Source organism: Spirillospora sp. NPDC048824 (assembly GCF_043198455.1).
Lineage (GTDB): Bacteria > Actinomycetota > Actinomycetes > Streptosporangiales > Streptosporangiaceae > Spirillospora.
Genome location: NZ_JBICUS010000004.1, coordinates 347065 through 362176 on the forward strand (window position 1 = coordinate 347065; position 15112 = coordinate 362176).

The window sequence follows — 15112 nt, forward strand, 5'->3', positions numbered from 1 at the left end:
CCGCAATATCGGGGCCGGACGACCCGCGGCCGCCCGGCCCGTGCTCCGGCACCCGGGTTCTACGGGAACTGCTGGTAGGCGGGGGTGGTGAGGAACTCGGAGTACTCGTCGGCGAGGGTGACCTCCTTGAAGAGGGTCACGGCCTGGTCGTAGCGGGGTTCGTTGTAGGCGTCGCCCAGTTCGGCCTTGATCTTGCCGAGTTCCTCGTCCAGGAGCCGCTCGACGAGTTCCTTGGTGACCTTCGGGCCGTCCTTGAGCTCGACGCCGTTGTAGATCCACTGCCACACCTGGGAGCGGGAGATCTCGGCGGTCGCGGCGTCCTCCATCAGGTTGTGGATCGCGACCGCGCCGGCGCCGTCCAGCCAGGTGGCGAGGTAGCGCAGCGCCACGTCGATGTTGTTGCGCAGGCCGGTCTCGGTGATGTCGCCGGGGGTGGCCTTGATGTTGAGCAGGTCGGCGGCCGAGACCTCGACGTCCTCGCGGAGCCGGTCGCGCTGGTTCGGCTTGTCGCCGAGGACGCCGTCGAAGACCTCCCGGCAGATCGGGACGAGGTCGGGGTGGGCGACCCAGGAGCCGTCGAAGCCGTCGCCGGACTCGCGGGTCTTGTCGGCCCGGACCTTCTCCAGGGCGACCTTGTTGACCTCCTCGTCGCGGCGGGACGGGATGAACGCCGCCATGCCGCCGATCGCGTGTGCGCCGCGCTTGTGGCACGTCCGGACGAGCAGTTCGGTGTAGGCCCGCATGAAGGGTGCGGTCATCGTGATCGCGTTCCGCTCGGGGAGGACGAAGTCGGCGCCCCGGTCCCGGAACTTCTTGATCACCGAGAAGAGGTAGTCCCAGCGGCCGGCGTTCAGGCCGGCGGAGTGGTCGCGCAGCTCGTAGAGGATCTCCTCCATCTCGAACGCGGCCGGGATCGTCTCGATCAGCACGGTCGCGCGGATGGTGCCGCGGGGGACGTCCAGGCGGTCCTGGGCGAGGTTGAACGCGTCGTTCCAGAGCCGCGCCTCAAGGTGGCTCTCCATCTTCGGCAGGTAGAAGTAGGGGCCCTTGCCCTTGTCGAGCTGCCGGCGGGCCGAGTGGAAGAAGTACAGCCCGAAGTCGAACAGGGAGCCGGACATGGGCTCGCCGTCGACGAGGAGGTGCTTCTCCTCCATGTGCCAGCCGCGCGGCCGGACGACGATGGTCGCCAGTTCCCCGTCGGCCTTGAGGGCGTAGGACTTGCCGCTCTTGGCGTCGGTGAAGTCGATGGTGCGGTCCAGGGCGTCGCGCAGGTTGAGCTGCCCCTCGATCATGTTGTCCCACAGGGGGGTGTTGGCGTCCTCGAAGTCGGCCAGCCACACCTTGGCGCCCGAGTTGAGCGCGTTGATGGTCATCTTCCGGTCCGTCGGGCCGGTGATCTCGACGCGGCGGTCCTCCAGGCCGGGCGCGGGGTCTGCGACCCGCCAGGAGTCGTCTCCGCGGACGCCGGCGGTCTCGGGCAGGAAGTCCAGCGTGCCGCCCGCGGAGAGCATGCGCTGGCGCTCGGCCCGCGCCTCCAGCAGCTCCTTGCGCCGGGCGCCGAACTCGCGCTGCAGGGCGGCGAGCAGGCCGAGCGCCTCGGGGGTCAGGATCTCCTCGTACCGCTCGCCGAGGGGTCCGGTGACCTCGATGCCTTCCAGTCCAGCCATCAGCCTGCCCTTTCGTATAGCGAAATTTCACTTCTGTTATGTGGAGAACGGTACTCGGCGGTGCCGAGCCCGGTCAAAGCGGGTCCGCTGCCTCCACACCTCCCCGCGCGCGCGTGCGTGAACCCACGCCGATAAGCACGTGACCACCGTGGACGGTGCGTGAGACGATCGCGGGAAGATACGGCCGCGACGCGGCGTTCTACTGAGGACATATGACTGAACCTTTCTCTTCAGACCAGACCCGGAATGCGGACGAGTTCGAGAGCCGGGAAGCCGGCGAGTTCGAGCCCATGACGGGCGAACTCGACCTTGAGGACCGGCGGGCGCTACGGCGCGTCGCGGGCCTGTCCACTGAGCTGACCGACGTCACCGAGGTCGAGTACCGCGCCCTCCGGCTGGAGCGGGTCGTCCTCGTGGGCGTCTGGACCGAGGGAACGGCCGAGATGGCCGAGAACTCCCTGCACGAGCTGGCGCTCCTCGCCGAGACGGCCGGCTCGGAGGTCCTCGAGGGCCTCGTCCAGCGCCGCTCCCGTCCCGACCCGGCCACCTACATCGGCTCCGGCAAGGCCGCGGAGCTGCGCGACATCGTGATCTCCACCGGCGCCGACACCGTCATCTGCGACGGCGAGCTGGCCCCGAGCCAGCTGCGGCACCTGGAGGAGACCGTCCAGGTCAAGGTGATCGACCGGACCGCGCTGATCCTGGACATCTTCGCCCAGCACGCCAAGAGCCGCGAAGGCAAGGCGCAGGTCGAGCTCGCGCAGCTCAACTACCTGCTGCCGCGGCTGCGGGGCTGGGGCGGGAACCTGTCCCGGCAGGTCGGCGGCCGCGCCGCCGGCGGCATCGGCATCGGCGGACGCGGACCGGGCGAGACCAAGATCGAGCTGGACCGGCGGCGGATCCGCACCCGGATGGCCAAGCTGCGCCGGCAGATCGAGGGCATGTCCAAGGCCCGCGACACCAAGCGCGGCGAACGCCGCCGCCACGCGGTGCCCGCCGTCGCCATCGCCGGCTACACCAACGCGGGCAAGTCGTCCCTGCTCAACCGGCTCACCGGCGCCGGGGTACTGGTGGAGAACGCGCTGTTCGCCACCCTCGACCCCACCGTCCGGCGCGCCGAGACGCCCGGCGGCCGCGCCTACACCCTGGCCGACACCGTCGGGTTCGTCCGGCACCTGCCGCACCAGCTCATCGAGGCGTTCCGCTCGACGCTGGAGGAGGTCACCGACGCCGGGCTGATCCTGCACGTCGTGGACGGCTCCGACGCCGACCCCGAGGCGCAGATCGACGCCGTCCGCGAGGTGCTGCGCGAGATCGACGCCGACGAGATCCCCGAGATCATCGTCATCAACAAGGCCGACGCCGCCGACGACCTCGCGATCGCCCGCCTCCAGCGCCGGGAACCGCACAGCGTCGTCGTGTCCGCCCGCACCGGGTTCGGTATCGAGGACCTTCGCGCGGCCGTCGAGGCCGACCTGCCCGGGCTGGAGAGCGAACTGCACGCCCTGGTGCCCTACGAGCGCGGCGACCTCGTCGCGCAGGTGCACGAGCGCGGTGAAATCCTCAAGCAGGACCATCTGGCCGAGGGCACCATGCTCCACGCCAGGGTCCCGGCCGACCTCGCCGGGGAGCTTTCCCGGTACGAGGCCGTGACCCCGAGCGTCTGACGATCCCGCCGGGTCCAGCCGCCCGGCGGGGTTTCGGCTCGGTTCAGGACGGAGTTCGGACGCGTCTGGAAGCCGTCTCCGGGCCCGTCCTCATTCCCGAACGGTGACAGCTTGCCCAATCGGCTTGACGGTGCGGTTGAATTCCGTACGGTCGTAGAGCCAGGGGCGAGGTGATGGCTGTCGATGCGCTGCGATCAGAGGTTGTCGGGCGGGCCTTCAGTGCACTACCGTGACGAAACCGATATCTCCGGTCTCGTGCCAGTGGTGGTCGCCCGATCACCCGACCCACCGACGGTGAGTCGCCGGCACCCAGTCGGCGTTTCGGATCGAGAGCAGGTGGCCCACTCCATGAAAGATCCAAGCGCCGGAACGAGAACTGGTGGCCCGCCTCGGCTCCACGGCAGGGCCTCGCACCGGAGCGAGAGCGGCCGGCCCGCAGCAACGCCCCACGGCGCCCGGAACCGCGCTGACGCGCGCATGGCCCCGTCCGGGCCGGTGACGCCATGACCGTACGGCTGTTGACGAACATCGGCAGGCTCTGGACGGGCACCGACGTCTGCAGCAACGCCGCGGTGCTCATCCACGACGACCGGATCGTCTGGGCCGGGCCCGCCTCCGACCTCCCGCAGAGCGTCCCCGGCATCATCGACGACATCGTCGACGTCGACCACGTGGAGAACCTGGGCGGCGGCCTGGTCACGCCGGGGCTCATCGACGCCCACTCCCACCCCGTCTATGCGGGCAACCGGTGGGCCGAGCTCGCGATGCGCACCAGCGGCTCGTCCCACTCCGCCATCACCGCCGCGGGCGGCGGCGTCAACTCCACCGTGACCGTCACCCGGGGCACCGACCCCTGGACGCTCTGCAACGGCGTCCGTGAACGGCTCCGCCAGTGGATCCTCGCCGGGACGACCACCGTCGAGGCCAAGACCGGATACCACCTCACCCGAGACGGTGAACTCGCCGACATCCGGATGCTGCGTTCGCTCGAAGGCGAACCGTCCATGCCGCGCATCCACGCCACGTTCCTGGCCGCGCACATCCTGCCGCCGGAGTTCTTCGGCCGCCGCCGCGACTACATCGAGGCCGTCCGGCTGTGGGCCGGCGACGCCGCCGTGGCCGGTGCCGACTCGATCGACGTCTACTGCGACGAGGGCCACTTCACCGCCGAAGAGGCACGCGCCCTCCTGCTCACCGGAAAGCGGGCCGGGCTGAAGGCCCGCATGCACGCCTGCGCCAACGAGCGCATCGGCGCGGCCCAGGTCGCCGCCGAGGTCGGCTGCGCCTCCGCCGACCTGCTCACCCAGGCCAACGACGACGACATCAAGGCGCTCGCGCACGCCGGCGTCACCGCCACCGTCTGCCCCGGCAGCGCCCTCAACAGCAGCCGCGCCCCCGCCCCCGTCCGGCAGATGCTCGAACGCGGCGTCACCGTCGCCCTCGGCACCGACCACAACCCCGGCCAGTGCGGCATCACGTCCATGCCCCTCGTCATCGGGCTGTCCGTGGCCATGTTCGGCCTCAGCGTCACCGAGGCCCTGCGCGCCGCGACCCTCGGCGGCGCGGCCGCCCTCCGCGTCGGCGACCGCGGCTCCCTCGCCCCCGGCATGCTCGCCGACATCGTCCTGTGGGACGCCGACCACGAGGGCGCGTTCGCTTGGGCGTTCGGCCTCCGCGCGCTGCGCATCTGGCGCGGCGGAGTCCCCGTCCAGCCCTGACGCACCGGCCCGGCGGCGGGTAGTGTCCGTGCCATGGGCAGCGCGGTCGCGGTCGTCACCGATTCAACCGCCTCCCTTTCGGCGGGGCTCGCCGAACGGCATGGGCTGACCATCGTCCCCCTGCAGATCGCCGTCGGTGGCACCACGCGGGACGAGGGCGACATCAGCACCGCCGAGGCCGCCCAGGCGCTGAAGGAATGGCACCCCATCACCACGTCCCGCCCGGCCCCCGAGCGTTTCGCCGAAACCTACCGGGCCGCCGCGGACTCCGGCGCCCGCGAGATCGTCTCCGTCCACCTCTCGGCCGCCATGTCCGGGACGGTGGACGCAGCCCGGCTCGCCGCCGCCGCCGCGCCGGTGCCGGTACGGGTCATCGACAGCGGAACCCTCGGGATGGGCCTGGGGTTCGCCGCCCTCTCCGCCGCGGCCACCGCGATGTCCGGCGGAAGCGCCGACCAGGTCGCGGACGCCGCCACCCGCCGCGCCGCGCTCACCCGGTCCCTCGTCTGCGTCGACACCCTCGAACACCTGCGCCGGGGCGGCCGCATCGGCGCCGCGGCCAACCTTCTCGGCTCCGCGCTGATGGTGAAGCCCCTCCTGGACATCCGGGACGGGCGGATCGCGCCGCTGGAGAAGGTCCGCACGTCGTCCCGCGCACTGGCCCGGCTGGAGGAACTCGCCGTCGCCGAGGCCGGAGACCGCCGCGTCGACCTGGGTGTCCAGCACCTGGCCGCCACGGCCCGCGCCGAGTCCCTAGCCGCCCGTCTCCGCGAACGCATCCCGCACGCCGTGGACGTCTACGTCGGCGAGGTGGGCCCCGTCATCGGCGCCCACGTCGGCCCCGGCATGCTGGGCGTCGTCGTGGCCCCCCACCTGTGATCGCACACGAGGGCCCCATTCGGTCCGGGTGAGCGGCGGCCGCCGGCTCGCCACCACCCGGGATCACATCGCCTCCCGATGACGATCACCGGCCGCCGCGCACGTGTCTCGGCGGCCGCCGTGATCCGCTGACCCGGAAGTTATCCACAGTCGGCGAAGCGCTCACGGCCGGATACGCGGCCCGCCTAGCGTCGGTCGGCATGAAGCCCGACCCCCAGGACCGCCTGCAGGCGCTGATGGGCCGCCTGCGACCTCCCGATACGCCGCCGGCCGCTCGCTTACGCGCCACACCCGAACGCTCGAACGTCCGAATCCTCGTCCTGGTCGGCGTGGTCGCCGCCCTGGTCGCCGCCGGCTACCTGTGGCTGTCCCGGCCGCGTCCGCATGAGCCCGCGGCCCCCGCCGCGGACGCCACACTCACCGGCCCGCGGCCCGCCATGTCCGCGAGCCCGGTGACGGCCTCACCCTCGGTGGTGGTACACGTCCTCGGCAAGGTCGAGCATCCCGGCGTGATCACCCTGCCGTCCGGTTCCCGCGTCGCCGAGGCGATCAAGGCGGCGGGCGGGGTCCGCGAAGGCGCGAAGACCGGCCCCCTCAACCTCGCCCGCAAGGTGGTGGACGGCGAGCAGATCCCGGTGGGCGTCCCGCGTCCCACACCGGCGCCCGGAGCCCCGCCCCAGCCCGGCGCGTCCGGTGCGTCCGCCGCACCCGGCGGCCCGCTGAACCTCAACACCGCCACCCCCGACCAGCTGGACGATCTCCCCGGTGTCGGGCCCGTCCTCGCCGGACGCATCGTCGACTACCGCACCCGGCAGGGCGGCTTCCGCTCGATCGAGCAGCTCCGGGACGTCAGCGGCATCGGCGCCCGCCGCTATGCCGACCTGAAGCCCCTGGTATGCGTATGACCCACGACCTGCGCCTGCTGGCTCCGGCCCTCGCCACCTGGATCACCGCCGCCGCGACCATCGGCCTCCCTCCGGCCGTCTCCTGCACCGTGGCCGCCGCCACCGCCCTGACAGCCCTTTACCTCCTGGCCCCCCGCCGCCCATCGCGCTCCCCGGGACCTCGCCCGCGCCGTGGCGCCGCGAGCGGCACCGCCGGCCGTCCACGGGGTCCCGCGACCCGGGCGGAGGCGTCGCGGCGGAGGTTGGCCGGGGTCGTCCTCGTGTGCGCCGCCGCGTCGGCGGCCGGCGTGGCGCTGCGCGCCACGGCCGTCGGCACCGGGCCGGTGCGGGACCTCGCCGGCCAGGGGCGTTCCGCGACGGCGGAGGCGGTCGTCACCGGCGACCCCCGGGCGAAACCGGGCAGCGGGCGACAGGTGATCATTCTCAGGGCCCGGGTGGAGGAGGTCCCGCGGGCCGAGGTCCGCGTCCCGGTGCTGCTGATCGCGAGTGATCCCCGCTGGCTCGGCCTGGTGCCCAGTCAGCGGGTGCGCCTTCACGGCAGGTTCGTGACGCCAAAGGGCGCCGGCCTGCTCGCCGCGGTCGTGATCGTGCGCGGTCCGCCCGCCGTGCTCGGGCCTCCGTCCACGATCCAGCGCGCAGCCGAGCACGTGCGGGCGCGGCTGCGGGCCGCGGTGGCGCGCCTCCCGCCCGACCAGCGCGGCGTCCTGCCCGCCATGGTCGTCGGCGACACCTCCCGCCTCGACCCGGCGCTCGCGGAGGACTTCCGCGCCGCCGGGCTCACCCACCTGCTGGTCGTGTCCGGCGCGAACCTCGCGATCGTCATCGGCGCCGTCCTCGGACTCTGCCGCCTGCTCGGCCTCGGACGGCGGCGCGCCCCACCCGTCGCCGTCATCGCGGTGCTCGCGTTCGTCGTGGTCGCCCGCCCGGAGCCGAGCGTCCTGCGGGCGACCGTCATGGGTCTCATCGGCCTGCTCGCGCTGGTCACCGGACGTCAGCGCCAGGGCCTGCCGGCCCTCGCGGCCGCCGTCCTCCTCCTCGTCCTGATCGATCCCGGACTCGCGCGCTCGTACGGGTTCGCGCTGTCGGTCCTGGCGACCGCCGGGCTGCTCGTCCTGGCGCCGCCGTGGCGGGAGCGGCTCGCCCGCCGGCTGCCCGGCCCCCTCGCCGACGCCGTCGCCGTCGCGGCGGCCGCCCAGGTCGCGGTCGCTCCCGTCCTGGTCATGCTCTCCGGCGAGATAGGCGTCGTCGCGGTGTTCGCGAACCTGCTGGCCGCTCCCGCCGTCGCCCCCGCCACCCTCCTGGGCGCGCTCGGCGCCGTGGTCGCGCTCCTTTCACCGCCGCTGGCCCAGGTGATCGTCTGGCCCGGCGGACTGGCCGTCGGCTGGATCGTCCGCGTCGCCCGCACCGCCGCCGCGCTGCCCTATGCCACGGTCCCGTGGACGAGCGGCGGCCGGGGCGCGATGGCGCTCCTCCTGGCCGCGGGGATCGCCGTCCTGATCCTGCGCAGCCGCCGCCTGCGCCTGCTCATGGCCGCCGCCTTGGCCGGAATCCTGATCGCCGTCGTCGCCATGCGCGTCACGGCCCCGGGCTGGCCGCCGCCCGGCTGGCAGATGGTCGCCTGCGACGTGGGCCAAGGCGACGCACTCGTGCTGTCCACCGGCCCCGGCCGGGCGGTCGTCGTCGACACCGGCCCCGACCCGGCACTGATCGACCGATGCCTGCGACGCCTGCACGTCGAGGACGTCCCGCTGCTCGTCCTGACCCACCCGCACGCCGACCACATCAACGGCACGTCCGGCGTCCGGAACGGCCGCCGCGTCCGCCAGGTCCTGACGACGTCCCGCACGTCCGGCCGTGAGGCACGCCTCGCCCCCGGCCTTCCCACCCGGCCCGCCGAGGCGGGCCGGCAGTGGCGGATCGGCGACCTGGCACTCTCGGTCCTCGCCCCGCGAGCCGCCGGCCCCGCCCTCTCACCCGGGGACGACGGCACCACGATCAACAATGCGAGCGTCGTCCTCGTCGCCAGCAGGCCCGGCTTCAGCGCCCTGCTGGCAGGCGACATCGAAGAGGAGGCACAACGTGCCCTGACAGGGACCGTCCCCCGCGTCCAGGTGCTCAAGGTTCCGCACCACGGTGCCCGCGGCCAGGACGCGGGATTCCTGGCCGCCGCCCACGCCTCCGTCTCCCTGATCTCGGTCGGCGAGGACAACGACTACGGCCACCCGTCTCCGGCGACCCTCAGACTCCTGCAACGCCTGGGCACCCAGATCCACCGCACCGACCAGACAGGAGACATAGCCATCATCCGCACCGCGACCGGTATAGCGGCCGTCCCCCGCCACTGACCGCCCACCGCGACGGGGCGTTCGCCGGTGGCATGCGCCGGCCGGCGGGAGCGGCGGTCCGATCGAGGTTCGCGGTGCCGGGCCGATCGTCCCTCGGGCGAGGCGGGCCGGGGCCGGGCATGACATGCTTCTGGGGTGTCGGTTGAGCCCATCATCCTGGTCGTCGGTGACGAAGAGCTGCTCGTGGATCGGGCGGTCGGTGAGGTCGTCGCCTCCGTGCGGGCGAGCGACCCGGAGGCCGAGGTGATCGACCTCGGACCGGGCGGGCTGGAGCCCGGGCGGATCGCCGAGCTGACGTCGCCGTCGCTGTTCGGGGGCGGGAAGGTGCTCGTGCTGCGGGCGGCGCAGGATCTCGGGAAGGACCTGACGGCCGAGGTGCTCGCCTACGCCAGGACGCCCGCGGACGAAGTGGTGCTCATCGCCGTCCACCACGGCGGGGCCAAGGGGAAGGCGCTGGTGGACGGGCTGGCCAAGCTCAAGGCGCGCAAGATCTCGTGCCCGAAGGTCACCAAGGTGGGGGAGCGGGTCGACTTCGTCCGGGCCGAGATACGCCGGGCCGGCGGGAAGATCTCGCCGGACGGGGCCCGGGGTCTGGTCGACGCGGTCGGGAACGACCTGCGTGAGCTGGCGGCGGCCTGCAGCCAGCTCGTCGCCGACACCGGAGGCAAGGTCGACGATGCCGCGGTGGCGCGGTACTACCGGGGCCGCGCCGAGGTGAGCGGGTTCACCGTGGCGGACAAGGCCGTCGAGGGGCAGCTCGCCGAGGCGCTGGAGCAGCTCAGGTGGGCCCTCGCGACGGGCGTGCCGCCCGTGCTGATCGTCAGCGCGCTCGCCCAGGGCGTCCGGGGGCTGGCGAAGGTCGGCGGCGCGCCCCGGGGTGCGCGCGGTGCGGCCCTGGCGAAGGAACTCGGCATGGCGCCGTGGAAGATCGAGCGGGTGCAGAGGCAGCTGCGCGCCTGGTCGGGGGACGGAGTCGCGCGGGCCATCGCGGCGGTCGCCGAGGCCGACGAACAGGTCAAGGGCGGCGCCGCCGACCCCGCGTACGCACTCGAGAAGACCGTCGCCGAGATCGTCGCCGCCCGCGGCTGACCGGCCGGCCGCCCGCGGCTGGCCGCCGCCCGATCGGGTGGACCGAGTCAGTGCTCTTCGGCTTTGGCCTTCAGGCCGTCGGCCTCCATGGTCACGTAGCGGCGGACCAGGCGGCCCGTGAGGAGCGAGAAGACGGGGGCCAAGGGGCCTTTCTGGTCGAGGGTCAGGCGGACGGTCACCGTGCCGTCGGGCTGGGGGACGATCTCGTGGGCGGCGACGGTGGTGACGCCGGGGGAGCGGGACTCCCAGGTGAAGGTCTTGTTCTCCTCGAACCCGGTGACCGTCCAGATGGCGGCGGGGAGTCTGGGCTGGTGGACGCGGGCCCGGCCGGAGAGTGTGAGGGGTTCGTCGAGGAGTTCGACGCGGTCGATGGAGGCCGTCATGCCGGGCCAGCGTTCGACGTCCTTCAGGAGGCTCCAGACGGTTTCGGGTGTGGCGTCGATGTCGACGGCGGTTTCGAAGTGCATGGTTCTCTCCTCAGCGCGGCGCGGACCGCGGACAGCAGGCCGGTGACGAGGGGGTCATCGGCGCGGGCGGGGAGGTGGAGGGCGTAGTAGGGGACGGCGGGCAGGTCGATGATCTCGCGTGTGACCAGCCCGGGCGGTGGAACGACACAGCCGTTCACGACCGCGAGGCCCACGCGGAGCGACACGAAGTGCAGGAGCAGCGGCCAGCCTTCGGCCTCGACCGCGAGTGACCACGGGACATCGGCGGCGCGCAGGGCGCGTTCGAGGGTGATGCGGTGGGGGCCCGTGGGCGGGGGGACGACCAGGGCGGCGCCCGCGAGGTCGGCGAGGGTGAGGTTCGCCTTGCCGGCCAGGGGGTGGTCGTCCGGCATGACCAGGACCTGCGGGTAGGTGGCGAGGAGGACGGCCTCCACGTCGGTGGGCAGGACGTCCAGGACCGCGACGCCGAGGTCGGCGCGGCCGGTGCGGACGGCGGTGAGGGTGCGGGCCCGGTCGCCGTTGATCAGCCGCATCCCGGGGTCGACGACGTCGCCGAGCAGGTAGAGGTAGGCGCCCTCGCCGGCGGCGAGGGCCGGGACGCGGGCGGGTGCGGTGCCGTGGACGTCGGCGAGGAACGCGGTCACGCGGGCGTCGAGGTCGCGGGCGAAGCGGGCGACCCGCTCGCCGGCGGGGGTGAGCGTGAGGCTGCGCCCGTGTCTGGTGTAGAGGGGGTGGCCGAGGGTTTCGGTGAGTTTGCGCACCTTGACGTGGAGGGCGGGCTGGGAGATGTGGAGGTCTTCGGCGGCCCGGGTGAAGTTGAGGTGGTCGGCGAAGACGGCGAACGAGGCGAGCGCGTCCGTGGAGAGGCGGCTCAGATTCATAATCAGTGACTATAACTGGATGGGCTATTAATAGTTCTGCTTTAAGTGCTGGGGTTCGAAGGTTGGTGCATGAACATCGAACCTCGGCTCGGCGTCGATTTCGGCCGGGTCATACACGGGGGGCCGCTGGCCCCCGGCGGCTCCGACACCGTGTTCCTCGGCGGGAGTTTCGAGGAAGCACTCGCCTCACCCGCGAACGAGGGCGTGTACGAGGTGCTGCCGGGCCTGATCGAAGAATTCGGCGGACAGGCCTGGATCATCTCCAAGTGCGGCGACCGGGTGCGCAAGCGCACGCTGGCGTGGCTCGACCACCACGACTTCTACGCGCGGACGGGCCTGCCCAGGGAGAACGTCCGGTTCTGCCGGAAGCGGGCGGAGAAGGCGGGGCACTGCGCCGGCCTCGGGATCACTCACATGATCGATGACCGGCTGGACGTGCACCGGGCCATCCGGGAGATCGTCCCCTACCGGTATCTGTTCGGGCCGCAGGAGGGGCCCGAGTGGGTGCGGCACATCCCGGACTGGGCCGCGGCCGAGGTCATTCGCGCAGATATTCCGGCGGGACGAGGCCGACCAGCCACACGCCGTTCGCGCTGACGCGGAAATCGTGCCCGTCGGCGGCCATCCGCCCGGCCTGGACGACCAGGACGACGGGTTCGCCGCGGCGGGTACCGACGCGCCGGGCCGTCTCACGGTCGGGGGACAGGTGGACGGCGTGCCGCCCCATGGGCAGGAGTCCGTCGCGCAGGATCGATTCCACGGAGCGTTTCACGGTGCCGTGGTAGAGCAGGTCCGGCGGGGACGCCGGAGGCAGGTCCAGGTCGACCTGGACCGAGTGTCCCTGGGCGGCCCGGATCCGGTTCCCGTCGAGGACGTAGCGCTTCTTGTCGTTGACCGCGACGACGTGTTCGAGTTCGGCGCGGGTCAGCGGGAAACCGTGGCGGGCGGCGGCGGCCAGCAGTTCGGTGACGTCGGCCCAGCCTCCGGGATCGAGGGTGAGGCCGATCCGCTCCGGGCGGTGCCGCAGATGCCTGGCGAGATACTTGGAGATCTTCACCGCGCGCCGCTCGTCCATGGACATGCGTCGGGGCCGGCGCGCCATGGCCGGCCCCGGTGCGTGCGGGCGTTACTTCGCCTGCAGCGCGGCGGCGCGCTTGGCGATCGCCGACTTGCGGTTGGCGGCCTGGTTCTTGTGGATGACGCCCTTGCTGACGGCCTTGTCCAGCTTGCGCGCGGCGTGCTGCTGCGCGGCGACGGCGACCTCGAGGTCGCCGGCGTCGGCGGCCTCGCGGAACTTGCGGATCGCCGTCTTCAGCTCGGACTTGACGGCCTTGTTGCGCAGCCGGGCCTTCTCGTTCTGCTTGTTGCGCTTGATCTGGGACTTGATGTTAGCCACGTCGGTAGTGCCTCAGCTTGGTCGCGATCCTCGCCTGCGCGGGTCGGCAGGCTCTGACGAAAGGTCTGAACGGGGGCGGACGGTACCCCCCGGGGCACGACGCTACGCCACACGCAGTCGCACAGCCTACCAATCACCGGGGCCCGCCCCAAACCGGGCCGTGCACTGAGCATCGCGGAGGACATGGGACCATGGGAGGCACACATGTCCTTGCCCATCAGCTGAGTTTTTGTGAACGGACCCCGGTGGCAGCGCCTGATCCTGACAAGACCGACCCCGCGATCATCCGCAACTTCTGCATCATCGCGCACATCGACCATGGCAAGTCGACTCTCGCGGACAGGATGCTGCAGCTGACCGGCGTGGTCGAGGGGCGCCAGATGCGCGCGCAGTACCTCGACCGCATGGACATCGAGCGCGAGCGCGGCATCACGATCAAGAGCCAGGCCGTCCGGCTGCCCTGGACGTCCGGCGGCGTCGACCACGTGCTCAACCTGATCGACACCCCGGGGCACGTCGACTTCTCCTACGAGGTGTCGCGGTCGCTCGCGGCGTGCGAGGGCGCGGTCCTGCTGGTGGACGCCGCGCAGGGCATCGAGGCGCAGACGCTGGCCAACCTGTATCTGGCGCTCGAGGCGGACCTGCACCTGATCCCGGTCCTCAACAAGATCGACCTGCCGGCGGCGCAGCCGGACAAGTACGCCGAGGAACTGGCCGGGATCATCGGCTGCGAGCCGTCGGACGTGCTGCGCGTGTCGGGCAAGACCGGCGAGGGCGTCCGCGAACTGCTCGACAAGATCGTCGACGAGGTGCCGGCGCCGGTCGGCGACCCCGACGGCCCGGCCCGCGCGCTGATCTTCGACTCGGTGTACGACACCTACCGCGGTGTGGTGACCTACATCCGGATCATCGACGGGCGGCTGTCGCGGCGCGAGAAGAGCCTGATGATGTCGACCGGGGCCGCGCACGAGACCCTGGAGGTCGGCGTGATCGCGCCGGAGCCGAAGCCGGTGCAGGGCCTCGGCGTCGGCGAGGTCGGCTACCTGATCACCGGGGTGAAGGACGTCCGGCAGGCGCGCGTGGGCGACACCGTGACCGGTGCGTCGCGGCAGGCGCCCGAGGCGCTCGGCGGCTACCGGGACCCGAAGCCGATGGTGTTCTCCGGCCTGTACCCGCTGGACGGCGACCAGTATCCGGAGCTCCGCGACGCGCTCGACAAGCTGCGGCTGAACGACGCCGCGCTGGTCTACGAGCCGGAGACGTCGGCGGCGCTCGGGTTCGGGTTCCGCTGCGGGTTCCTGGGGCTGCTGCACATGGAGATCGTCCGGGAGCGGCTGGAGCGCGAGTTCGGCCTGTCGCTGATCTCGACCGCGCCGAACGTCGTGTACCGCGTGGTCATGGAGGACGGGACTGAGCACACCGTCACCAACCCCAGCGAGTTCCCCGAGGGCAAGATCGGCACGGTGTACGAGCCGGTGGTGCGGGCGACGCTGCTGTCCCCGTCCGAGCACATCGGCGCGATCATGGAGTTGTGCCAGGGCCGCCGCGGGGTGCTGCTCGGCATGGACTACCTGTCGGAGGACCGCGTCGAGATCCGCTACACGCTGCCGCTCGCCGAGATCATCTTCGACTTCTTCGACCAGTTGAAGTCGCGGACCCGCGGGTACGCCTCGCTGGACTACGAGCCCAGCGGTGAGCAGGAGTCCGACCTGGTGAAGGTCGACATCCTGCTGCAGGGCGAGTCGGTGGACGCGTTCAGCCAGATCGTCCACAAGGACAAGTCGCGCGAGTACGGGCTGATGATGACGTCCAAGCTCAAGGAGCTCATCCCGCGGCAGCAGTACGAGGTGCCCATCCAGGCGGCGGTCGGCGCCCGGATCATCGCCCGTGAGAACATCCGCGCCATCCGCAAGGACGTCCTCGCCAAGTGCTACGGCGGCGACATCTCCCGCAAGCGGAAGCTGCTGGAGAGGCAGAAGGAGGGCAAGAAGCGGATGAAGACCATCGGGCGGGTGGACGTCCCGCAGGAGGCCTTCGTCGCCGCCCTGTCCACCGGCGGCGGCGAGCCCGCGGACAAGGGCCGCAAGTAGCCCCGCTTCAGGCTTGTGAGCAGCCCGGC

At 72.1% G+C, this 15112-nt stretch carries 13 protein-coding genes; 8 read left to right on the top strand and 5 right to left on the bottom strand.

Translation table 11 applies throughout. The annotated features are described in order from the left end of the window. Window positions 1–59: 59 nt before the first annotated feature. A complete protein-coding gene (aceB, locus tag ACGFIS_RS10690) occupies window positions 60–1667 on the bottom strand; it encodes a malate synthase A (RefSeq protein WP_392970292.1) in 1608 nt (535 codons plus the stop codon). A gap of 212 nt (window positions 1668–1879) precedes the next feature. On the opposite strand from aceB, the gene hflX reads away from it, so the two are divergent. From hflX to holA, 6 genes are all read left to right on the top strand, one after another. Next, on the top strand, window positions 1880–3334 hold the full coding sequence (hflX, locus tag ACGFIS_RS10695) for a GTPase HflX (RefSeq protein WP_392902103.1): 1455 nt from the start codon (window positions 1880–1882) through the stop codon (window positions 3332–3334). 503 nt (window positions 3335–3837) lie between these two features. Continuing rightward, on the top strand, window positions 3838–5052 hold the full coding sequence (gene hutI / locus ACGFIS_RS10700) for an imidazolonepropionase (protein WP_392902105.1): 1215 nt from the start codon (window positions 3838–3840) through the stop codon (window positions 5050–5052). Window positions 5053–5085: 33 nt separating this feature from the next. After that, the gene (locus ACGFIS_RS10705) at window positions 5086–5931 is read left to right on the top strand and encodes a DegV family protein (RefSeq protein WP_392970295.1); all 846 of its coding nucleotides are present in this window, start codon (window positions 5086–5088) and stop codon (window positions 5929–5931) included. Between the two features lie 200 nt (window positions 5932–6131). Next, entirely contained in the window at window positions 6132–6836 is a 705-nt protein-coding gene (locus ACGFIS_RS10710; RefSeq protein ID WP_392902109.1) for a helix-hairpin-helix domain-containing protein, read from the top strand. Then, complete coding sequence (locus ACGFIS_RS10715) at window positions 6833–9181, top strand: DNA internalization-related competence protein ComEC/Rec2 (protein WP_392902111.1); 2349 nt, start codon at window positions 6833–6835, stop codon at window positions 9179–9181. The genes ACGFIS_RS10710 and ACGFIS_RS10715 overlap by 4 nt, the downstream gene beginning before the upstream one ends. Window positions 9182–9316: 135 nt before the next feature. Then, a complete protein-coding gene (gene holA, locus ACGFIS_RS10720; RefSeq protein ID WP_392902113.1) occupies window positions 9317–10270 on the top strand; it encodes a DNA polymerase III subunit delta in 954 nt (317 codons plus the stop codon). 47 nt (window positions 10271–10317) lie between these two features. Here holA and ACGFIS_RS10725 read toward each other — a convergent pair whose 3' ends face one another. After that, window positions 10318–10737, bottom strand: a complete 420-nt coding sequence (locus tag ACGFIS_RS10725; RefSeq protein ID WP_392902115.1) for an SRPBCC family protein — start codon at window positions 10735–10737, stop codon at window positions 10318–10320. After that, complete coding sequence (locus ACGFIS_RS10730) at window positions 10677–11597, bottom strand: LysR family transcriptional regulator (RefSeq protein ID WP_392970298.1); 921 nt, start codon at window positions 11595–11597, stop codon at window positions 10677–10679. The genes ACGFIS_RS10725 and ACGFIS_RS10730 overlap by 61 nt, the downstream gene beginning before the upstream one ends. Window positions 11598–11666: 69 nt before the next feature. On the opposite strand from ACGFIS_RS10730, the gene ACGFIS_RS10735 reads away from it, so the two are divergent. Further along, a complete protein-coding gene (locus ACGFIS_RS10735) occupies window positions 11667–12194 on the top strand; it encodes a hypothetical protein (protein ID WP_392902119.1) in 528 nt (175 codons plus the stop codon). Here the strand turns inward: ACGFIS_RS10735 and ACGFIS_RS10740 are convergent. After that, the gene (locus ACGFIS_RS10740) at window positions 12136–12672 is read right to left on the bottom strand and encodes an RNA 2'-phosphotransferase (protein WP_392902868.1); all 537 of its coding nucleotides are present in this window, start codon (window positions 12670–12672) and stop codon (window positions 12136–12138) included. The genes ACGFIS_RS10735 and ACGFIS_RS10740 overlap by 59 nt on opposite strands. 51 nt (window positions 12673–12723) lie before the next feature. Further along, entirely contained in the window at window positions 12724–12993 is a 270-nt protein-coding gene (gene rpsT / locus ACGFIS_RS10745; RefSeq protein WP_392902121.1) for a 30S ribosomal protein S20, read from the bottom strand. Window positions 12994–13238: 245 nt separating this feature from the next. Between rpsT and lepA the strand changes: the two genes are divergently transcribed. Continuing rightward, the gene (lepA, locus tag ACGFIS_RS10750) at window positions 13239–15083 is read left to right on the top strand and encodes a translation elongation factor 4 (protein WP_392970301.1); all 1845 of its coding nucleotides are present in this window, start codon (window positions 13239–13241) and stop codon (window positions 15081–15083) included. The last annotated feature ends 29 nt before the right edge of the window (window positions 15084–15112 follow it).

Coding starts and splice junctions, on each gene's coding strand:
- ACGFIS_RS10705 (WP_392970295.1), top strand. CDS start 5,086: ATGGGCAGCGCGGTCGCGGTCGTCACCGATTCAACCGCCTCCCTTTCG.
- hutI (WP_392902105.1), top strand. CDS start 3,838: ATGACCGTACGGCTGTTGACGAACATCGGCAGGCTCTGGACGGGCACC.
- aceB (WP_392970292.1), bottom strand. CDS start 1,667: ATGGCTGGACTGGAAGGCATCGAGGTCACCGGACCCCTCGGCGAGCGG.
- ACGFIS_RS10715 (WP_392902111.1), top strand. CDS start 6,833: ATGACCCACGACCTGCGCCTGCTGGCTCCGGCCCTCGCCACCTGGATC.
- ACGFIS_RS10740 (WP_392902868.1), bottom strand. CDS start 12,672: ATGGACGAGCGGCGCGCGGTGAAGATCTCCAAGTATCTCGCCAGGCAT.
- ACGFIS_RS10710 (WP_392902109.1), top strand. CDS start 6,132: ATGAAGCCCGACCCCCAGGACCGCCTGCAGGCGCTGATGGGCCGCCTG.
- hflX (WP_392902103.1), top strand. CDS start 1,880: ATGACTGAACCTTTCTCTTCAGACCAGACCCGGAATGCGGACGAGTTC.
- ACGFIS_RS10730 (WP_392970298.1), bottom strand. CDS start 11,597: ATGAATCTGAGCCGCCTCTCCACGGACGCGCTCGCCTCGTTCGCCGTC.
- ACGFIS_RS10725 (WP_392902115.1), bottom strand. CDS start 10,737: ATGCACTTCGAAACCGCCGTCGACATCGACGCCACACCCGAAACCGTC.
- ACGFIS_RS10735 (WP_392902119.1), top strand. CDS start 11,667: ATGAACATCGAACCTCGGCTCGGCGTCGATTTCGGCCGGGTCATACAC.